The sequence below is a fragment of the Actinokineospora lacus genome (genome assembly GCF_053813445.1).
Window position 1 is genome coordinate 327,447 of the sequence record NZ_JBQERA010000008.1, and the last position, 19,641, is coordinate 347,087.

A 19,641-nucleotide genomic window follows, 5' to 3' on the forward strand; every position below is an offset into this window, starting at 1 on the left:
CCCACTTACCCGTCCAGCGTCAATTTACCCAGATTCCAGGGGTGCGGACGCCCTTACCTGTATCTATGAGAACAACATCTACAGGAACAACGTGGTGGAAGCGCCCGCGGTTGTCCGCGTGCGAGACTCTGGCGCAGCGACGAGCGATGGGACGGATATGCGGGTTCTGGTCACTGGCGGTGCGGGCTTCATCGGCTCGCACTATGTGCGGCAAGCGCTCGGCGGGGCGTACGAGTCCCTGGCCGACGCCGAGGTCGTGGTGCTCGACCTGCTCACCTACGCGGGCAACCGGGCCAATCTCGACCCGGTCGCCGACAGCCCCCGCCTGCGCTTCGTCGAGGGCGACATCTGCGACCCCGCGCTGGTCTCCTCGGTCATGCCCGGGGTCGACCTGGTCGTGCACTTCGCCGCCGAGTCGCACGTGGACCGCTCGATCGCCGGGTCGGCGGAGTTCATCCGCACCAACGTGCTGGGCACGCAGGTGCTGCTGCAGGCCGCCCTGGAGGCCGGCGTCGGGCGGTTCGTGCACGTGTCCACCGACGAGGTGTACGGCTCGATCGAGGTCGGGTCGTGGCCGGAGACCCACCCGCTGGAGCCCAACTCGCCGTACTCGGCGTCCAAGGCGTCCTCGGACCTGATCGCGCGCTCGTACTACCGGACCCACGGGCTGCCGGTGTGCGTGACGCGGTGCTCGAACAACTACGGGCCGTACCAGTTCCCGGAGAAGGTCATCCCGCTGTTCACCACCAACCTGCTCGACGGGCGCAAGGTCCCGCTCTACGGCGACGGCCTCAACGTCCGTGACTGGCTGCATGTGGACGACCACTGCCACGGCATCCAGCTGGTCGCCGACGGCGGGCGCGCGGGCGAGGTCTACAACATCGGCGGCGGGACCGAGCTGAACAACCGGGAGCTGACCTCGCTGCTGCTGGCGGCCACCGGCACCGACGAGTCGATGGTGGAGCCGGTCGTCGACCGCAAGGCCCACGACCGGCGCTACTCGGTGGACATCACCAAGATCAGCACCGAGCTGGGCTACGCGCCCAGGGTGCCCTTCGCCGAGGGGTTGGCCGCGACCGTGGCCTGGTACCGGGACAACCGGGCGTGGTGGGAGCCGCTGCGCTCGCGGGCCGGGGTCTGACGTGCTCGCGCTCCTGGTGACCGGCGGCAGCGGCCAGCTCGGCCGTGAGCTGGCCGCGCTGGCCTCGGAATCGGTGACGGTGCACGCGCCCGGGTCCGCCGAGCTGGACGTGACCACCGCGGGCGCGGTCATCGAGGCCGTGGCGACGGTGGCGGCGTCGGGCGGGTCGCCGGTGGTGATCAACGCCGCGGCGTACACGGCGGTGGACAAGGCCGAGTCCGAGCCCGCGCGGGCGTTCGCGGTGAACGCCGACGCGCCCCGGGTCCTGGCCGCGGCCTGCTCCTCGCGCAACGTGCCGCTGATCCACCTCTCCACCGACTACGTGTTCCCCGGGGACGCCACGTCGCCGTACGAGGTGGATTCCGCTGTCGGTCCACAGGGGACGTACGGGATCACCAAGCTCGCCGGGGAGGACGCCGTGCTGGGCTCCGGGGCCCGCGCGTGGGTCGTCCGGACCGCCTGGCTGTACAGCGCGTACGGGTCCAATTTCGTGAAGACGATGGCGCGGCTGGAGTCCCAGCGGGACAGCCTGTCCGTTGTGGACGACCAGCGCGGCTCGCCGACGTGGGCCGCGGACCTGGCGCGCGGCCTGGTCGAGTTGGCGGGCACGATCGCCGCCGGGTCGCCGCCCGCGTCCCGGGTGCTGCACTGCACCTCGGCGGGCGAGACGACGTGGTTCGACTTCGCCCGCGCCGTCTTCACCGAACTGGGCGCCGACCCCGCGCGCGTGTCCCCGTGCACGAGCGCGGAGTACCCCTCCGCCGCCAAGCGCCCGGCGTACTCGGTGCTGTCCACCGCATCCTGGCAGGCAGCGGGCCTGACCCCCCTGCCCCCCTGGCACGACGCCCTCACCGCCGCGTTCGCCGCGCACCCGGCGGGGTTCAAGCCCTAGCGGTCACAGTTGTGGAATGCCGAGCTTTTGGAGGTAACTGATTCGGGCTTCGATCGCCGAGCTGAACCGGAGCCAATTATGGCGTTCGTCGAACTCGTTGGGTTCGGCGTCGGAGGGTGACGATGCGATACAGCAGATCGCGTCATAAAGCCTCTCCTTCACGAGCCGGTCGCACGACAGCGCCGCGCGCCCCTGGTAGGAGAGACCATGCCAGGCCTCGTCGGCTGGGAAAGCCCCACCTTTCCCCACTCGTACCGGCCTGCGTGAACCTTCCCGGTCTTCAATGATCAAGAAAAAGCCCAGCCAGGGCTCCTCGCCTGGAAACAGGTCTGCAAGAATAGCGCGCCGGACATCTGTTGCGCTGCCCAATGCCTCTTCGATGCGGTTGTTGTAGTTGTTGCCGAATGATGGCCCGCCCAGAGCTTTGAGCTCAAAGGCCGCGACGAGAGTATCCTGGTACGCGACCACGACGTCCCATTGCTTCGTCGGTCTGTAGTATCCGGGTAGCTCGAGGCCCTGCTTCTTGGTGACCCTGATGGACTCTGCTGGATATCCAGCATCGAGAAAGAACTTGGCCAAGAGTGCGGCGATGGGGTCGAAGTGCTTTCCGCTGCGTACTGACCCCGCTGTTCCGGAGCCAATGGCGTTCCTGATACGTGACATGGCCAACTGTGCGTCTTTGGCCCCCCAGTACGCGTCAATTGCTGTCTTCAAGTCTTTGCGGGTAACTGTCACAGTCTTATCCTAGTACCAGTGCTGGAATTCCCGTTAGAGCCGGACGTCGGTGTCGATCTTGTATGCTTCACGTGCGGCGGCGGTGGCGGCAGCGACGTCACGTTCTATGAACGCATGCCGGAGCCTGTCCTCGACTTCCGGACTTATCGAGTCCGGTGCGGGGACACGAATTTTCCGGAGATACTGCGACTGGAATCGCAGCGTGTTGCCGCGCATTCGCACGCTGTATGCTTCGATGAATGCCTGTGCTATCCGGGACAGGAGCAGTCCGCCGAGGACTTCCATGTCCCATTTATTTGACACCACGTAGTAAAGGTTGTGGTGAGGATAGTGGCCGCCCTTCTCGAGTACAGGGTTGATACTCGTCCGCATGTCCTGGATCAGGAGTTTGGATCGACTGATCAGCGAGTTGTTGACCTTATCAATTGTTTTGTACCATCGCGTCGGGTTTTGCTGTGCGGTGTGCCGCTTGTCGAGATCGCTCCGATGCCTGGCGAAGTACGCGCGCAAGCGTGGGTACTCGCGCAGGTCGACCAGGGAGCCTTCATCACTCCACGGGTTGACCAGATACCGCCCGCCCCATTGGAAGGTTCCCGATCGCGTGTCCGACGCCATTGATATGGGAAGAAGGCGGTCCTCCTCGACGGCTTGGTCGTCATGTGTCAGGAATATTCGATCCGCTCCAGTGGCCACACCGATGCCGACCCGTGTGCCGTGGCGCGTATCCTCAAGCGGATCGAAGTTGTCGTTCAAGTATTCGATAAGGGCGATTCTTTCAGGGGTTCCGGACGGCCACATCTCGGTTCCAGGGAACCAGTGTGGAAGACGATGAGCGTGAAAGCCGTCCCCGCGCGTGGACATCTCCTCTGTTGCTGTCCAACGCTTCAGTTGTCCAGCCGATTCTTGGTCAAATTCGGCGTCAGTTTCTGCCACCAAGACGGGCCCCTGTGCGCGCGCGCTCAAAATCGTGATGGCAGGATAGGCCGACACGGTCGATTCGAAGGCGTCCACATCGTGCATCGTCCACACAGCGTCAACGCTGAACTCCCGAGCGACCAGTTCCCGAAGCGCCGCGCCGTACTGATTTCGCATCCACCGGTCGGCGCAGATGAATCCGAGCCGACCGTCAGGAGCCAGGGAGCGAAGGGCGCGCTCGTAGAAACCGACGTAAATGTCCGCACGCCCTGACATGGTGGGCCAGCGAGCGCGGTAGCTCTTTGTCCTCGCCTCGGGTATGTCTTCAAGACGTATATAGGGGGGATTTCCCACAACGAAATCGGCTACCTGCTCAGGATCTTCGTTGAATAGCGACGGGTCGCCGGACAATAGATAATCGCTTTGATATATCCATTGTTCTGTGAGGTCTTGTGCGTCCTTCGCGAGCAAGCCGGACTCGATGAGCAACCTCTCCACGGACTTGCGCGCGCGCGCAACGTTCTCTGGCATCAGGTCGAACGCCCTGATGGTCGACCGCAGCAGGGATGTGCTCGGCACTTCGCCGTTCCAGCTCTGGATCAGGCGTTCGACGGCTACTGTGAGGAAACCGCCGGACCCGCATGAGGGTTCGACCAGGCGCATCGAGGACAGGTCGCGGTCGCTCGTGTAGCCGACCAGATCCAAGATCAGTTCGACGACCCAGCGACGTGTGAACACTTGACCGTGCGAGGTCTGATTCCCGGCTTTGAACTCGAGTGCAGGCACTTGCGGAACCTTACGACCTCAATATGCCCGCGTCGCGGTGGTGTGGCGTGTCGACCGGTTTGCCCTAGGTGAGCGCTTGGCGGTAGGCGGCGACGGTGAGTTCGGCGCAGCGGCGCCAGGTGTGGCTGGCGGCGTGGGTGCGGCGTTTCGCCAGCGTGGCCGGGGACGGCGGGTTCTCCAGGGCGGCGGTCAGGGCGGCGGCGAGGGCGGCGGTGTCCTCGTACGGCACCAGGGTCGCGTGGTCGCCCGACACCTCGCGCAGGGCGGGTACGTCGGTGCACACCACCGGGACGTCGCAGGCCATCGCCTCCAGCACGGGCAGGCCGAAGCCCTCGTCGCGGGAGGGCAGGACCAGCGCCGAGGCGCCCGCGACCACCGAGCGCAGGTCCACTTCGGGCAGGTAGCCGGTCGAGCGCACGCGCGCGGAGGCGACCCGGTGCCCCGGGCCCGCCAGGAGCAGCGGGGGCAGCGACGGGGTGGCGGCGTGCGCGTCGAGCAGCCAGTGCAGGGCCTTGCGGGGCCCGGCGCCGCCGACGAACAGCAGGTACTCCCCGGGCAGGGACAGCCGCTCGGCCAGGGCGTCGCCGGGCGGGCGGGCGGTGAACCAGGCCAGGTCGACGCCCAGCGGGGTGACCGCGACGCGCTCCGACGGCACCCCGAGCCGCTCGGTGACCTGGTCGGCCACCGCCTGCGTCGGCGTGCAGACCATCCTGGCCCGGCGCGCGGAGACGCGGACCAGCTCGGGCAGGGTGGCGTCGCCGGGGGGCAGGTCGCCGGGGAACTCCAGGAACGCGAGGTCGTGGATGGTCAGGACGCCGCGGGCGCGGGCGGCGGCCGGGAGCACGAAGTTGGTGCCGTGCACGACGTCGGCGAACCCCGCGAACAGCTCCACCGGGGGGAACGGGGCCCGCAGCCACGCCTTGCGCAGCAGCCGCGCGGGCACCGGTATCCCGCGCGCCTGCGAGCCGTGCGGCAGCACCCGGCGCAGCCCGCGCCAGCCGCGCAGGGTGAACGCGACCGCCCGCATCGACACCCCCGCCGTCGCGGCCAGCTCCTCGGCGAGCGCGGAGGTGTAGCGGCCGACCCCGGTGCGCTCACCGAGCAGGGGCGTGCCGTCGATGAGCACGCGCAGATCAGCCATCGCCGCCGCCTCTCCAGGTCGATACCACTGGTGCCGGTACGCCGCGCTCGGCCGCGGGCACGCCTGCCTGCGCGGGTCGGTGGGCCACCGGCGCGACGGTCGTCGCGGATTGGCCGGGTGAGGTGGCGCGCTCGACCATCGGCGTGACGGCCGGTGCGGGCCGGTGGGGCGCCGGGGTGGCGGGCTGGGCCGTTGGCGCGAGGGGTGCGCCGCGCTCAGCCATCGGCGCGGCCTGCGAGGCGTTCGCGGGCGACTCGGCGGACGCGGCCCGCGGCGCGGCGGGCCAGCTCGGACGCGCCGCCCGCGTCCAGGTACTCCCGGACCAGGCCGAGGTCGCGCCGCACGCGGCCGGGCACGCTCAGCGCGGGGCGCAGCACCAGCGGTGACGCGCCGGGGAGGCGGTCGGGGGCCGGGCGCGGGTCGCGGCAGAAGGCGGTCAGCGGGGCCAGGACGTTCTCCCAGGTGAAACTGTCGCGGACGGTGGCGATCCGGTCGCGGCAGGACTGGGCGAAGTCGGCGTCGTAGAGGACCCGCTCCAGCGCGTCGGCCAGGGCGGCGGGGTCCTCGGCGGGGACGACGACGCCCAGGCGCTCGCGGCGGACCAGCTCGGCGAAGGAGTCGCCGTCGGTGGTGACGATCGGCAGCCCCGCCCACAGGTAGTCCAGCACCCGGGTGCGGAAGGCGAAGGTGGTCTCCACGTGCTCGAAGTGCGTGGTGACCCCGCAGTCGGCGTCGAGCAGCCAGTCCTGGCGCTGCTCGTAGGGCACCCAGGTCTCGTTGAAGAACACGTGCCGGTCGGTCAGCCCCAGCCGCGAGGACAGCGCGCGCACCCGGGCGCCGATGTCCATCTCCGGCACCTCCGGGTTGGGGTGCTTCATCCCGAGGAAGACCAGCCGCGCGTCGGGGCGGCGGGCGCTCAGCGCGCCCATCGCCGAGACCAGGGTCAGCGGGTCGAACCAGGAGTACACCCCGCCCGCCCACAGCACGACCTTGTCCGACCCGCCGGTCAGGCCGCCCTTGATCGGCGAGCGGGACTGCTGCGGCGGCTTGCCGGGCAGCCCGAAGGGCACGACGTCGAGCAGGGAGCGCAGGGTCGGGTCGGTGTCGTAGATGTCCGGGGTGAGCCTGCCCAGCGCGAGCAGGTGCCCGAGCCAGAAGTGCCGCTGCCGCTCGGAGGCGCAGATGAAGAAGTCGCCGCGCTCCAGCTGGGCGTTGAGCACCTTCGTCACGCCGATGAGGTCGAGCCCGCGCTGCTCGGCGACGGTGTCCTTGCCCTGCTCCAGCAGTTCCAGGTGCATCGGGTCGTAGACGTCGCAGACCACGATCTTGGTGGAGTCGGCCTTCTTCAGCTCCGGGGCCAGCTCCAGGGCGTGGCCCTGCAGGATGATCACGTCGGCCCAGGCGACTTGGGCGGGCAGGTCGCGGCGGCGCACGCCCAGCACCGGGAACGCCGCCTCCGGCGGGGTGCACACGGGGTTGACCGTGACCAGCCGCACGTCGTGCTCGGCGGCCAGGACGTCGGCCATGTTCCAGGCCCGGATCGCAGGCCCGGCCATCCGCTCGGCGATGGAGTCGCCGGTGATGACCAGCACGCGGCGCTTGCCGCCGAAGGCGGCCTCCAGGCCGAACGCCTCGACGAGGATGTCGTGGGCGGCGAGGTAGCGCGGCAGCGGGTAGGCGGGCTCCATCGCCTTGCGCATCAGCGGGACCAGGTCGGCGTCGGAGCGCACCCTGGCGGCCTGCTCGACCTCCCGCGCGGCGCCGAGCTGCGGCAGCAGCTCCACGAACTGGTCGACGGCGAGCACGCCCGCCAGGGTCGTGGCCGGGATCGAGGTGTCGGGGGCGCGGTCGCGGCGGGTGATCTCCAGCTGGGTGGGGTCGATCTCGCCGCGGGCGGTGGCCCTGCGGATGGCCAGGGCCAGGGCGGCGGGCAGGGCCTTGGCCAGGGTGGCGTCGGAGAGGTTCTTGTAGAGCGCGGCGAGGGCGTTGCGCTCCAACAGGTACAGCTCGCGGGCGCCGTCTTCTGTGTCCACTTTGGACATGGAGGCGTGGTGGCGGTGGTAGGCGAGGGACTCCGGGGTGTAGCGCACCCGCCAGCCGCGCAGGTTCAGCCGCCAGCCGAAGTCGACGTCCTCGTAGAACATGAAGAAGCGCTCGTCGAAGCCGCCCAGCTCGGCGAACACCCCGGCGCGGACGAACATCGCCGAGCCGGTGGCGAACAGCACGTCGCGCGGGGCGTCGTGGCTGCCGTCGTCCGGCTGGCCCGCGTGGCGCTTGTAGCCCATGCCGAACCAGGTCAGGCCGCCGTCGACGAAGTCGATGTTCTCGCCGTCCCAGTCCAGGACCTTGCTGGCCACGCACGCCACGTCCGGGTGCTCGACCAGCGTCCGCACCGCCGCGCGCGCCCACCGCGGGTCGGGCCGGGCGTCGTTGTTGAGGAAGGCCAGCACCCGCCCGGTGGCGTGCCGCGCGCCCAGGTTGCAGCCGCCCGCGAACCCGAGGTTCGCCTCGGCGCGGATCACCAGCACCCCGTCGACCGCGCTGATCCGCTCGACGTCGTCGCCGCCGGAGGCGTTGTCCACGCAGATGACCTGCAGCCGCTCCGCCGGGTAGTCCAGGTCGGCGCGCAGCGCGCGCAGACAGGCCACGGTGTCGTCGGCGCCCCGGTAGTTGACCACCACGACCGACAGTTCGGGCAGCACCCCCTGTGCCACGCCTGCCTCCCTCACGCTCGCCTCGCTTGGGCATAGCGTGCCTTATCGCGGGCGGTGACGGAGTGCCGACCGGGTCGCCGCGCGTGGAGATCACATCCGGGTCGGCGGGAACCAGACGGATCGGACGGGCGTCCGATCCCGCGTACATGGAGGTGTGATGAGTTCTCCGCACAGTGACCCCGACCGCATGCTCGCGGGCTTCCAGGCCCAGATCGAGGCCAACCTGCGCCAGGCCGACCAGCTGCAGGCCGCCACCGAGGGCCTGCGGGTCACCGAGTCCAGTCCGGACTCCTCGGTCAGCGTGACCGTCGACGCCACCGGCAACGTCGCCGACCTGAAGCTGACCACCGCGGCCCTGGCCAAGGGGCCCGACGCGGTCGCGACGTCGGTGCTGACCACGCTGCGCGCCGCGCAGGCCAGGGTGGGTGAGCGGGTGCGCGAGACCGTGGCCCCGCTGCTGGGCGAGAACTCCGCGACCATGGACATGCTCATGTCCGGCTACGCCGACCGGTTCGGCGCCGCGGAGCCCACACCGCCCGCGCCGCCGACCCGCCGCCCGCGTGGCGACGACGATGACGACTACGGCCAGACCGACAGCTGGCTGCGGAGCTAGGCCGTGTTTCAGGTGTGGAGCACGGCATAGCCGCGCCAGTCCACACGCAGGCGGCACGGCCGGACACGCCCGAATACAACACCGGTATGAGGACGATCCGTCCGCACCGCCAGCGAGCGGACTGATCACGACTCTCCCGCACACCACACCTGAAACACGACCTAGGGGGAAGACATGTCAGGTGGCTACACCATCGACACCGACGCCATGCGCCTGCACGCGGGCAGGCTCGACGGGATCGGCTCGCAGCTGGGCACCGCGCAGGAGGCCGCGAGCCAGGTCTCGCTCAACGGGTCCGACGCCTACGGCATCCTCTGCAGCCCGGTGCTGACCCCGCTGATCGGGGCCATCGAGTTGGCGGGCATGGCCGCCATCGGCTCCACCCAGCTCGCCGTGGGCGCCACCGCGGGCGGCATTCGCGGCATGGCGGAGTCCTACGACTACGCCGAGCAGCTCGCCGTGGACATGTTCGACGCCATCTCCGACCTGCTGGGGAAGTGACATGGGCAACCACCTCGTGGCACCGGTCACACCGCTGACCGCGCCGGAAGACGGCATGGTCGTCTACGACTTCGCCGTCGACGCCAAGAAGGCCATCGACAACGGCGACTGGCTGGAAGCGGGCATCGCGGGCACCGCGGCGGGCCTGGACGCCCTGGCCGTCATCGCCGACCCGTTCGGCGCGCTGCTCTCGGGCGCCTTCGCCTGGGCGATCGAGCACGTCGACCCGCTGCCGGAGATGCTCAACAGCCTGGCGGGCAACCCCGACGTCGTGCAGTCCAACGCCACGACGTGGGCGAACGTCGCCAACCACATGCGCACCACCGCCGCCGACATGGAGCGCGTGGTCGACGAGGACACCGCGCCGTGGCAGGGGCCCGCGGTCGACAGCTACCGCCTGCTCGCCCTCGGCGAGGCCAAGCTGATGGCCGCGGCGAGCGCGGCGGCCGACGCGGTCTCGGCGGCGGTGTCCGGGGCGGGCATCGCGGTGTCGGTGGTGCGCACCACCGTGCGCGACCTCATCGCCGACGCGATGGCCGACATCGTCCAGTGGCTGGCCAAGGCCGCCGTCGCCGCGGTCGTCACCGTCGGCCTGGCCACCCCGGTCCTGGTCGCCGACGTGATCCGCCTCGTCGCGAAGTGGTCGAGCCGGGTCTCGGAGTGGCTGCGGAAGATCGTCACCACGATGCGCAAGCTCGCCGACATCGTGAAGAAGGTCAAGCCGGTCCTGGAGAAGGTCAAGACGACCATGGAGCCGATCAAGCGCGTCTCCGACCGCGTCGGCGACCTGCCACTGTCCAGCCTGAACCAGACCCAGAAGATCATCCGCAACTCGGCGGTGACCGGCTCCACCTACGACGACCAGGAGTTCGCCAAGACGTAGGCGATCGCAGAGGCCGGGGCGAGCAGGTTCGACCGCCGCCCCGGCCTGCCCGTCCCACCAGAACGGGCACCGAGCCAGGAGCGGCCAGGACTTCGGTGGGAACGGACCTGCGCGGCCTGATGAGGAGGTTGGCGGGATTTCGGTGAGGACGCGTGGGTGTTGTGGGCGTCCTGGCCAGGCAGTAGGCGGTGCGGGGGACACGGCGGTTATGTGGGGGTTCGGCCTGCCCATTGCCGCCAGACCCGGGAGCGGGCTGTGGCCTCGGCTTGGGGGCGGGGGAGGTTGGTCAGGACTTCGGTGAGGACGCGCAGGCGCAGGGCGGTGTGGAAGTTGGGGGCGGTGGGGACTGGGCGGCGGAGCAGGCGGCGCAGGGGGAGTACGGCGGTCAGGGCGGCGAAGCGGGCCAGCTGGCGCCAGGCGACTGGTCGGGGGGCGCAACGGAAGAGGGTGCGCAGGCGGTTGCGCTCGTTCCACAGGTGGAAGAGCGGGGAGCCGATCGCGGTGGTGGCGCCGTGGGCGTGGGTCACGCGGGCGTGGGGGACGGTGAGGATCTGCCAGCCCGCCAGGCGCAGTCGCCACGAGGTGTCGGTGTCTTCGTAGTAGCAGAAGTACTCGGCGGGGACGCCGCCCACGGCGGTGACGGCGGCTGTGCGCACCAGGGCGGCGCCGCCGCAGAAGGCGAAGACGGGGGCGCGGTCGGTGTCGGCGCCGTGGCCGTCGGCGGTCAGCGCGACGCCGAGGGACTGGGTGGCGCCGTCGGGGCGGACCAGGTGGGCGCCGGCGGCGGCCGCGTCGGGGGCGGCGTCCAGGGCGTCCTCCAGGTGGGCCAGCCAGTCGGGGTCCGGGGCGGCGTCGTCGTTGAGCCAGGCGGTGAACTCGGTGCCTGGGTCGCCGACGGCGGCCAGGGCGCCCGCGTAGCCGACGTTGGTGCTCAGGCGGCGGACTTCGACGTCGTGGGTGGCGAGGATGGCGGCGGTGCCGTCGTCGGAGGCGTTGTCCACCACGACCGTCCGATGTGGACGGGTCTGGGCGGCGAGCGCGGCCAGGCAGGCGGCGATGTGGTCGCGGCCCCGCCAGGTGACCACGACGACCGTCGTGCGGGCATCCACGGCGACGACCGTACCCTGGGCGCGTGCCCGAGCTTGTCGTGCTCACCGAGCAGTTGCTGGCGCCGGTCCCGGGCGGCACGGGCCGCTACACCCGTGAGCTGGCCGCGGCGCTGGCGTTGGGCGCGCCCGCCGGGTGGAGCGTCACCGGGGTCACGGCGCGCCATGGGGATCTCGGCGGCGCGGTGGTCCCGGGGGTGCGGGGACCGCGGGCGCTCGGGCTGCCCCGGCGGGCGCTGGCACTGGCGTGGGAGCGGGGTCTGCCGCCCCGCGCGGGCGGCGACAGCGTGCACGCGCCGACGCCGCTGGCGCCGGGCGGGCGGCCGCTGGTGGTGACCATCCACGACACCGTGCCGTACACCCACCCCTCGACGCTGACGCCGCGTGGCGTGGCGTGGCACCGCCGGGTGATCGACCGGGCGGTGCGCCTCGCGGACGCGATCGTCGTGCCGACCGCCGCCGTCGCCCGGGAACTGGCCGCGTGCGCGCCCGGCCCCGCGCCGGTGCACGTGATCGGGCACGGGGTGACCGAGCTGCTCGAACCCCCGGACGGGGACGTCGTCGCCGCGCGGCTGGGCCTGCCCGGGGAGTACGTGCTGGCGGTGGGCACCGTCGAGCCCCGCAAGGGCCTGGACGTGCTGGTCGCCGCGATGCCCGCGGTCGGGCTGCCGCTGGTGGTGGCCGGGCCCGCGGGGTGGGGCGGGGTCGACCTGCGCGACCTGGCGACCCGCGGCGGCGCGCGGGTGCACGTGCTGGGCCGCCTCAGCGACGCGGAACTGGCGGTCGCCCTGCGCCGGGCGGCGGTGCTGGCGGTGCCCAGCCGGGCGGAGGGCTTCGGCCTGCCGCTGCTGGAGGCGATGGCCGCCGGGGTCCCGGTCGTCCACTCCGACGCCCCCGCCCTGGTCGAGGTCGCGGGCGGCACCGGCGTCACCGCCCGCCGCGACGACCCCCAAGACCTCACCCGCGCGCTGCGGGAGGCACTGGACGCACCGGACCGGCAGCAGCGGGTGGCCAGGGCCCGGGCGCGGGCGGCCGGGTTCACCTGGGCGGGCGCGGCTGAGCGGGTGTGGGAGCTGCACAGGCACCTGGCAGAGGGCTGACCTGCCGCGGGTCCAGTGATGGTCAGCGGTGTCGGTCGAGGTCACCGCGCTGGGATGGCGGGCGGACAGGGGCGAGTGGCTTGGTTCATCGGGCAGCCGCGGAGTGGGTGGGTTGCACAAAGTCTGGCGGGGTGACCTGAGGTGTTGGCCGTGGTCATCGGGGGTGGGGTGATTGGTGGCTCTGGTGCTGGTGGGGGCGTGCTGTCGAGTGCAATTCGCCCGTTCGGGAGATTGGGTGGGGGGCACGCCGTACGCTTGCGCGCGTGTTCCCGGCTGATCCGCGTGTCCTCATCGACGCGACCGCCGTGCCCGCTGACCGGGGTGGGGTGGGGCGGTACGTCGACTCGCTGGCCGCGGCGCTGGATGCCGATGGGGCCGCGCTCAGCATCGTCTGCCAGCCGCGGGACGCGGTGCTCTACAGCGGGCTGGCGCCGCACGCTCGGATCGTGCCCGCCGCGGAGGCCGTGACGGCCCGTACCGCGCGGCTGACCTGGGAGCAGACCACCTTGCCGCGGCTGGTGCGCAGGCTCGGTGTGCACGTGCTGCACTCCCCGCACTACACCATGCCGCTGGCCGGGCCCGCCGCGTCCGTGGTCACCCTGCACGACGCGACCTTCTTCACCGACCCGGTGCTGCACCACTCCATCAAGGCGCGCTTCTTCCGGGCGTGGACCAAGGCGGCGCTGCTGCGGGCGAGCCGGTGCGTGGTGCCCAGCGTGGCCACCGCCGACGAGCTGGCCAGGGTCGCGGGCGCCGACCGGCGGCGCATGGAGATCATCCAGCACGGTGTGGACAGCGACCGCTTCCACCCGCCGACGCCGGAGGAGGTCCGCGCCGCCCGCGCGGCCATCGGGCTCGGCGACCAGGAGTACGTGGCGTTCCTCGGCGCCCTGGAGCCGCGCAAGAACGTGCCCGCGCTGATCCGCGGGTTCGCCGCGGCCTGCCGGGGCCGCACCGACCCGCCCGCGCTCGTCCTGGCGGGCCAGCCCGGCTGGGACCACCAGATCGAGCGCGCGCTGGACGCCGTGCCGCACCGGCTGCGCGTCATCCGGGCCGGGTACCTGCCCTTCGACTCGCTGGCGGGGTTCCTCGGCGGCGCGTCGATGGTGGCCTACCCGTCGCTCGGGGAGGGCTTCGGGCTGCCGGTGCTGGAGGCGATGGCGTGCGGGGCGTGCGTGCTGACCACGCGCAGGCTGTCGCTGCCCGAGGTCGGCGGGGACGCGGTCGCCTACTGCGGCGTCGGCGCGGGCGACATCGCCACCGCGATCGCCGACCTGCTCGACGACCCGACGCGCAGGGCGGTGCTCGCCGCGGCCGCGCAGGAGCGGGCCAAGGAGTTCAGCTGGGGCGCCAGCGCCGAGCGGCACCGCGAGGTCTACGCGCGTGCCCACGCCGCGCACCGGCGCGTCCGCTGACCCTGGCAGGATGTCCGGCTGTGACCGAGACCAGCTACGGGGACGCGCTCGCGGTGGTCACCGTGACCTACTCACCCGGCGGCACACTCACCCGCTTCCTGGAAACCCTCGGCGCGGCCACCACCCGCCCGGTGCACGTCGTGCTGGCCGACAACGGCTCCACCGACGGCGCCCCGGAGGCGGCTGCCCGCGCCTGGCCGAACGTCGAGCTGGTGCGCACCGGCGGCAACCTGGGCTACGGCGGCGGCGCCAACCGCGGCGTCGCGGCGCTGCCCGCGGAGTACGGCTGGGTCGTGGTGTGCAATCCCGACCTCGAATGGCAGCCGGGCTCGCTGGACACCCTGCTCGACGCGACCCGGCGCTGGCCGCGCGGCGCGGCGTTCGGGCCGCTGATCACCGAGCCGTCGGGCGCGGTGTACCCCTCCGCCCGGGAGGTCCCGTCGCTGGGCAAGGGGATCGGGCACGGGGTGCTGGGGCGCGTGTGGCCCGCCAACCCGTGGACGCGCGCGTACAAGCAGTCAGCCGCCGACGTGCGGGAGCGGGTCGCGGGCTGGCTGTCGGGCTCCTGCCTGCTGCTGCGGCGCTCGGCGTGGGACTCCGTCGACGGGTTCGACTCGCGGTACTTCATGTACTTCGAGGACGTCGACCTCGGCGAGCGGCTGGCGCGCGCGGGGTGGCAGAACGTGTACGTGCCCTCGGCCGAGGTCATGCACATCCAGGGCGTGTCCACGGCGAAGGTGTCATCGAGGATGCTGGCGGTCCACCACGAGAGCGCCTACCGGTTCATCGCCGACCGCCACCAGGGCCCGCTGTGGGCCCCGGTCCGGGGCGCGGTGCGGGCGGGGCTGGCGCTGCGGCTGAAGGCCCAGTCGCGTTAGTGCCCCGACTCAGAACCTTGGCCGTGTCGAGACATGGTGAAGGTTCTGAGTCGGGGCACTAAAAGCCGCCGTCCAGGCGGCGGCTGAGGTGGGAGCGGTCGGCGCCGGGCTGCGTGGTCGTCGGCAGGATGCCCACGATCTGCTCCGGCGCGGGTGCGGGCCGCGGCGGTGACGCCAGGGACTGCGTCGCGGCTTCCTGGGTGATCGCGGGCAGGTCGTCGGCGATCGGGAACACCGCGGTGATCTCGGGATCGTTGTCGGCGTTGCGCACGACCATCCGCGGGATCTGGATGGTGGCGGAGGCGTCCATGGGGGAGATGGCGCTGTCGGGGGTGACGACGTACGCGCCGCGGGCGCGGGCCCTGGCCAGGATGGCGTCGGCTCGCTCGCGGGGGTCCATACGCCGCCCTTCCTGCCGCACGGCCTGAGTCCTGCCAGGGTAGCCCGATCGCCGCGGCCCGTCAGGGGCCCCGCCCCGGAATTCAGAGGAAATCGGTGTCTCCGCGGTCGCGGAGGAGCTCGGTCAGCGCCTTGATGTCCTGGGCGCGGTCGCGGCGGCACACCAGCACCGCGTCGGCGGTGTCGACCACGATCACGCCCTCGACGCCCAGCGTCGCGATCAGGCGCTCGGACGGGACGACCACGGTGCCGGGGCTGTCGATGGCCACGACCTTCGGAGCCCGGCCGTTCGGCGAGACGACGGTGGCGCCGTTGAGGGGGACGCCGAGCAGGTCGCCGAGGCTGTCGAAGTCGCCGATGTCGCTCCAGCCGAAGTCGCCGGGCACGGTGGACACCAGGCCCTCGGCGGCTGCGGGCTCCATCACCGCGTACTCCACGGCCACCTTCGGCACCGTCGGCCAGACGTCGGCCAGCACGGCGGACTGGGCGTCGGTGTCCCAGGCGGCGGCGATCTCCTCGATCGGGCCCGCCACGTCGGGTCGGCGGGCGCGCAGCTGGTCGAGGAAGACGTCGGTGCGCCAGAGGAACATGCTGGCGTTCCACAGGTAGCTGCCCGACTCGACGTAGCGGGTGGCCACCTCGAGGGTGGGCTTCTCCTTGAACTCCAGCACCGGCTGGATCACCGATCGCCGCGCCTGCTCACCGCAGCGCAGGTAGCCGTAGCCGGTCTCCGGGCGCGTCGGGGTGATGCCGATGGTCATCAGCCTGCCCTCGCGCGCACCCTCGACCGCGCGGGCGACGGTGGCGGCGAACTCGGCGGTGTCGGCGATGAGGTGGTCGGCGGCGAAGGAGGCCATCACCCCGCCCGGCGCGCGCTTCTCGATCACCGCGGCGGCCAGGGCGATCGCCGCGCAGGAGTCGCGCGCGAGCGGCTCGACGAGGATGTTGCGCTCGGGCACCGCGGGCAGCTGGCGGGCCACGGCGGCGGCGTGCGCGGTGCCGGTGACGACCAGCATCCGCTCGGGCGCGGCCAGCGGGACGAGCCGGTCGAAGGTGGCCTGCAGCAGCGACCGGTCGGTGCCGGTCAGCGGGTGCAGGAACTTCGGGGCCCCGGCGCGGGAGAGCGGCCACAGGCGGGTGCCGCTGCCCCCAGCGGGCACGACGACGTGCAGGTCGGTCACCGGATCACTGTAGCCAACCGGCAGGTAGTGTCCGCGTGGTGACCGGGCTGCGCTGGACGCCGGGGCGCGCGATTGAGGTCTCGGCGCTGGTGCGCCCCCTGCGGCGCGGCCCCGCCGACCCGGCGTTCCGGGTGGACTCGGCGGGCACCTGGCTGGCGGGCAACACCGCGCTGGGACCGGGAACGCTGGTGGTGCGCGCGTCGTCGGGCGAGGTGGTCGCGGCGGCGTGGGGGCCGGGCGCGGAGGTGTTGCTGTCCGGCGTGCCCGCGCTGCTGGGCGCCGACGATGACGACGACGGGTTCGTGGCGCACCATCCGGTGGTCGCCGAGGCGCGGCGGCGTCGTCCCGGCATGCGCCTGGGGTCCACGGGCCGGGTGTGGGACGTCCTGCTGGCGGCGGTCCTGGAGCAGAAGGTCACCGGCACCGAGGCGCACCGCTCGTGGCGGGAACTGGCCCGCCGCTTCGGCGTCCCGGCCCCTGGTCCGGTCCCGGAGGGGATGCGCGTGCCGCCGACGCCCGCGGCCGTCCTGGCGATCACCGACTGGGAGTGGCACCAGGTCGGCGTGGACGGCGCTCGCAGGCGGACGATCCTCGCCGCCGCGCAGGTGGCGGGCCGGCTGGAGCTGGCCGCCGAACTGGGTGGGGCGCGGGGCCGTGACTGGCTGCGCAAGGTGCCCGGCATCGGCGTCTGGACCGCGGCGGAGATCGCCCAGCGCGCGTGGGGCGACCCGGACGCGGTCAGCATCGGCGACTACCACCTGGCCGGGATCGTCGGCCACGCCCTCCTCGGCCGCAAGGTCGACGACGCGGGCATGCTCGACCTGCTCTCCCCGTACGCCCCGCAGCGCCACCGCGCCGTCCGCTACGTCCAGGCGGCCGGTCTCGGCAAACCGCGCTACGCGCCCCGGTTCTCGCCGCGCGATTACCGCGTGATGTAAGGGTTTCAGCCCTTCGCGAGCGCGGCGCGGATGATGGCGACGGCCTCGTCCGCGGGGATGGTGTAGCGGTGGCAGAGGACCGCGTACGCGTCGGCGGCCTCTTGGACGAGTTCGCGGGGGCGGTCGCCCGCGGAGGCGACGAACGTGCCGAGCCTGCCCCGGGTCTCGACCAGGCCCGCCTCCTCCAGCTCGCGGTAGGAGCGGGCGACGGTGTTCGCCGCCAGGCCCAGCTCGACGGCCAGGGCGCGGACGGTGGGCAGCTTGGTCCCGACCGGCAGCGTGTGGTCGGTGATGCGCCGCGCCAGTCCCGTGCGCACCTGCTCGTACGGGGGCACCGGCGAGTCCGGGTCGACGGGGATCACCGCAGGGCCGCCAGCATCCGGCCGATCCCGGCGACGCCACCGGGGTCGTCGGGGAGCGCGTCGACGGTCCACCAGCGCAGGTCGACGGACTCCGAGCTGCGCACCGCCGCCGCCCCCACCGGGGCGTGCACGACGAACCGGACGTCGAAGTGGCGGGTGGGCAGCCCCAGCGAGCAGGTGATCGGGTGCACGTCGACGTGCAGCGGGACCGGGTCGGCGACCAGCCCGCTGATGCCGGACTCCTCCTCGGCCTCCCGCAGCGCGGCCCCGACGAGCGTGGTGTCCACCGGCTCGCAGTGCCCGCCGAGCTGCAGCCACCGGCCGACCCGCGGGTGCAGGGTCAGCAGGACCTGGGTGCCGGTGTGGTCGAAGACCAGCGCCGACGCGGTGATGTGCCCCGGCTCGCACGCCCGCTCACAGGCGTCCGGCCGAGCGGCCAGGAACCCCAGGTACGCCTGCCGCAGCGACTCCTGCCCCCGGTCCTCCGGCGACCACGACTCCATGACGGACACCACATCGGCGTGCAGGCTCACAGCTCCACCCACCCCTCGCCCACCCGCGGCTCCCGAGGCGCCAACGGCTCACGCGGGTGCCCGACGGCAACCGCCCCCAACGGCTCCCACGACTCCGGCACGCCCAACACCCCTCGCACCACATCGGGGCAGAACATCGTCGACGACACCCAGCACGACGCCAGCCCTTCGGCCGCCAGCGCGACCAGCAGCCCCTGCACCGCCGCCCCACCCGCCACGGTGAACATCGCGCGCTCCGCGGCGGACCGACGCTCGTCCGGGTAGTCGTGCGCGCCATCACGCACCAGGAACGGCACCACGATCTCCGGCGCCCGGTACAGCAGGTCCCCGCGCGCGACCCGGCGGTCGATCCGCGCCTCGTCCCAACCGTCCGCAACCAGGTCGGCCCGCCACGCCCCCCGCATCGCCTCCAGCAGCGCGTCCCGCTTGGCCCGCACGTGCGCGAACCGCACCGGCCGCGTGTGGTGCGGGGCGGGGGCGGTCAGGGCGGCCGCGGCCGCCCGCCGGAGCACCTCGGCATCCACCGGCTCCCCGGAGAAGTCACGCACCGACCGACGCACCAGCACCGCTTCCCGCCGCCCCTGCTCGACGGCCAGGTCCGTGCCGAGCCGGAACAGGTCCTCCTGCAGCGGGCGGACGAGCTCGGCGGCCGTCGCGTCGCTCTCCGGCCACCCCAAGCCGCGGACGACCGCGGCGGCGATCCCGCCGAGCTTGCCCTTGACCAGGTCCGCCGCCGCGGCCACCTCGTCGGCGAGCGCGATCCGGGTCACGACGAGCTGGTTGCCCAGCCCGTCGACCATGCCCTCGTAGCTGAGCGTCACCGGGATGCCCGCGGCGCCGATGGCCATGTCGGTCTCACCGACCCGCCACGCCCGGCCCATGGTGTCGGTGATCACCACCCCGACGGATGCCCCCAGCCGGGCGGCGATCTCCGAGCGCAGGGAACGCGCGGAGGCGTCCGGGTCCAGCGGCAGCAGCGCGATCTCGTCCGTCGCGATGTTGGACGTGTCGACGCCCGCCGCGGCCTGGACGATGCCCAGCCTGCTCCGGGTGATCAACGTCCTGCGGACGCGGGCGAGGATGTCGGTGGCCTCGGCCAGGACCAGCTCGCGCCGGAGCGCGTCCCGCGCGTCCGCGTCCTCGGGGGCGGGCACCAGCCTGCCCTCCACCTTCGAGACGACCTTGCTGGTCACCACGACGACGTCGCCCGTGCGCAGCCAGGGCGCGGCGGTGACCAGCGCGCCCGCCAAGTCGTCTCCCGGGCGGAACTCGGGCAGGCCGAGAACCGGGATGATCTCGACCGGGCCCGCTGCCGCGTGATCGATCAGCTCGGACATGGCATCTGACTGGCGAGTGGACGCATGGACGAATGATCGCAGCCCGCGGCGGGCATCGGCCGCGGCCCCCG

The 19,641-nt window shown here is 72.3% G+C and carries 19 protein-coding genes; 9 read left to right on the forward strand and 10 right to left on the reverse strand.

Features of this window, described 5'->3' with window-relative positions:
- Positions 1–157 precede the first annotated feature (157 nt).
- Together rfbB and rfbD are read left to right on the forward strand one after the other, a co-directional pair.
- Complete coding sequence (gene rfbB / locus ACTG9Q_RS21930; RefSeq protein WP_455574713.1) at positions 158–1,141, forward strand: dTDP-glucose 4,6-dehydratase; 984 nt, start codon at positions 158–160, stop codon at positions 1,139–1,141.
- Position 1,142: 1 nt separating this feature from the next.
- Complete coding sequence (gene rfbD / locus ACTG9Q_RS21935; protein WP_455574714.1) at positions 1,143–2,033, forward strand: dTDP-4-dehydrorhamnose reductase; 891 nt, start codon at positions 1,143–1,145, stop codon at positions 2,031–2,033.
- A 3-nt stretch (positions 2,034–2,036) separates the two neighbouring features.
- Here the strand turns inward: rfbD and ACTG9Q_RS21940 are convergent, their stop codons facing one another.
- The 4 genes from ACTG9Q_RS21940 to ACTG9Q_RS21955 all read right to left on the reverse strand — a co-directional run bounded on the left by ACTG9Q_RS21940 (position 2,037) and on the right by ACTG9Q_RS21955 (position 8,324).
- Entirely contained in the window at positions 2,037–2,768 is a 732-nt protein-coding gene (locus ACTG9Q_RS21940) for a PaeR7I family type II restriction endonuclease (RefSeq protein ID WP_455574715.1), read from the reverse strand.
- A gap of 33 nt (positions 2,769–2,801) precedes the next feature.
- Positions 2,802–4,469 carry an HsdM family class I SAM-dependent methyltransferase gene (locus ACTG9Q_RS21945; RefSeq protein ID WP_455574716.1) on the reverse strand — a complete coding sequence of 556 codons (1,668 nt, stop codon included), beginning with the start codon at positions 4,467–4,469 and terminating at the stop codon, positions 2,802–2,804.
- A 64-nt stretch (positions 4,470–4,533) separates the two neighbouring features.
- Positions 4,534–5,610, reverse strand: a complete 1,077-nt coding sequence (locus ACTG9Q_RS21950; RefSeq protein ID WP_455574717.1) for a glycosyltransferase family 4 protein — start codon at positions 5,608–5,610, stop codon at positions 4,534–4,536.
- Positions 5,611–5,825: 215 nt separating this feature from the next.
- Positions 5,826–8,324 carry a glycosyltransferase gene (locus ACTG9Q_RS21955; protein ID WP_455574718.1) on the reverse strand — a complete coding sequence of 833 codons (2,499 nt, stop codon included), beginning with the start codon at positions 8,322–8,324 and terminating at the stop codon, positions 5,826–5,828.
- A 157-nt stretch (positions 8,325–8,481) separates the two neighbouring features.
- On the opposite strand from ACTG9Q_RS21955, the gene ACTG9Q_RS21960 reads away from it, so the two are divergent.
- The 3 genes from ACTG9Q_RS21960 to ACTG9Q_RS21970 all read left to right on the forward strand — a co-directional run bounded on the left by ACTG9Q_RS21960 (position 8,482) and on the right by ACTG9Q_RS21970 (position 10,321).
- Entirely contained in the window at positions 8,482–8,937 is a 456-nt protein-coding gene (locus ACTG9Q_RS21960) for a YbaB/EbfC family nucleoid-associated protein (RefSeq protein WP_455574719.1), read from the forward strand.
- A gap of 174 nt (positions 8,938–9,111) precedes the next feature.
- Positions 9,112–9,438 carry a type VII secretion target gene (locus tag ACTG9Q_RS21965; RefSeq protein ID WP_455574720.1) on the forward strand — a complete coding sequence of 109 codons (327 nt, stop codon included), beginning with the start codon at positions 9,112–9,114 and terminating at the stop codon, positions 9,436–9,438.
- A gap of 1 nt (position 9,439) precedes the next feature.
- Positions 9,440–10,321 carry a WXG100 family type VII secretion target gene (locus tag ACTG9Q_RS21970; protein WP_455574721.1) on the forward strand — a complete coding sequence of 294 codons (882 nt, stop codon included), beginning with the start codon at positions 9,440–9,442 and terminating at the stop codon, positions 10,319–10,321.
- Between the two features lie 206 nt (positions 10,322–10,527).
- Here ACTG9Q_RS21970 and ACTG9Q_RS21975 read toward each other — a convergent pair whose 3' ends face one another.
- Complete coding sequence (locus ACTG9Q_RS21975) at positions 10,528–11,430, reverse strand: glycosyltransferase family 2 protein (RefSeq protein WP_455574722.1); 903 nt, start codon at positions 11,428–11,430, stop codon at positions 10,528–10,530.
- Positions 11,431–11,453: 23 nt separating this feature from the next.
- Between ACTG9Q_RS21975 and ACTG9Q_RS21980 the strand changes: the two genes are divergently transcribed.
- The 3 genes from ACTG9Q_RS21980 (at position 11,454) to ACTG9Q_RS21990 (ending at position 14,820) form a co-directional block, all read left to right on the forward strand.
- Positions 11,454–12,527 (forward strand): glycosyltransferase family 4 protein, encoded by a 1,074-nt coding sequence (locus tag ACTG9Q_RS21980; RefSeq protein WP_455574723.1) that lies wholly within the window; start codon positions 11,454–11,456, stop codon positions 12,525–12,527.
- A 263-nt stretch (positions 12,528–12,790) separates the two neighbouring features.
- Entirely contained in the window at positions 12,791–13,942 is a 1,152-nt protein-coding gene (locus ACTG9Q_RS21985; RefSeq protein ID WP_455574724.1) for a glycosyltransferase family 4 protein, read from the forward strand.
- 20 nt (positions 13,943–13,962) lie between these two features.
- Positions 13,963–14,820: a glycosyltransferase family 2 protein gene (locus tag ACTG9Q_RS21990; RefSeq protein WP_455574725.1), complete on the forward strand. Its 858-nt coding sequence runs from the start codon at positions 13,963–13,965 to the stop codon at positions 14,818–14,820.
- A 58-nt stretch (positions 14,821–14,878) separates the two neighbouring features.
- On the opposite strand, the gene ACTG9Q_RS21995 is transcribed toward ACTG9Q_RS21990, so the two are convergent.
- Positions 14,879–15,220 carry a hypothetical protein gene (locus tag ACTG9Q_RS21995; RefSeq protein ID WP_455574726.1) on the reverse strand — a complete coding sequence of 114 codons (342 nt, stop codon included), beginning with the start codon at positions 15,218–15,220 and terminating at the stop codon, positions 14,879–14,881.
- Between the two features lie 82 nt (positions 15,221–15,302).
- Positions 15,303–16,400 (reverse strand): mannose-1-phosphate guanylyltransferase, encoded by a 1,098-nt coding sequence (locus ACTG9Q_RS22000; RefSeq protein WP_455574727.1) that lies wholly within the window; start codon positions 16,398–16,400, stop codon positions 15,303–15,305.
- A 47-nt stretch (positions 16,401–16,447) separates the two neighbouring features.
- On the opposite strand from ACTG9Q_RS22000, the gene ACTG9Q_RS22005 reads away from it, so the two are divergent.
- The gene (locus tag ACTG9Q_RS22005) at positions 16,448–17,338 is read left to right on the forward strand and encodes a DNA-3-methyladenine glycosylase family protein (RefSeq protein WP_455574768.1); all 891 of its coding nucleotides are present in this window, start codon (positions 16,448–16,450) and stop codon (positions 17,336–17,338) included.
- Between the two features lie 5 nt (positions 17,339–17,343).
- Here the strand turns inward: ACTG9Q_RS22005 and ACTG9Q_RS22010 are convergent, their stop codons facing one another.
- The 3 genes from ACTG9Q_RS22010 to ACTG9Q_RS22020 are packed head-to-tail and all read right to left on the reverse strand — an operon-like array spanning position 17,344 to position 19,561.
- Positions 17,344–17,700: a GntR family transcriptional regulator gene (locus ACTG9Q_RS22010; protein WP_455574728.1), complete on the reverse strand. Its 357-nt coding sequence runs from the start codon at positions 17,698–17,700 to the stop codon at positions 17,344–17,346.
- Positions 17,697–18,233 carry an NUDIX hydrolase gene (locus tag ACTG9Q_RS22015; protein ID WP_455574729.1) on the reverse strand — a complete coding sequence of 179 codons (537 nt, stop codon included), beginning with the start codon at positions 18,231–18,233 and terminating at the stop codon, positions 17,697–17,699. The genes ACTG9Q_RS22010 and ACTG9Q_RS22015 overlap by 4 nt, the downstream gene beginning before the upstream one ends.
- Positions 18,230–19,561: a coenzyme F420-0:L-glutamate ligase gene (locus ACTG9Q_RS22020; protein ID WP_455574769.1), complete on the reverse strand. Its 1,332-nt coding sequence runs from the start codon at positions 19,559–19,561 to the stop codon at positions 18,230–18,232. Before ACTG9Q_RS22020 ends, ACTG9Q_RS22015 begins: the two co-directional genes overlap by 4 nt.
- Between the last annotated feature and the right edge of the window lie 80 nt (positions 19,562–19,641).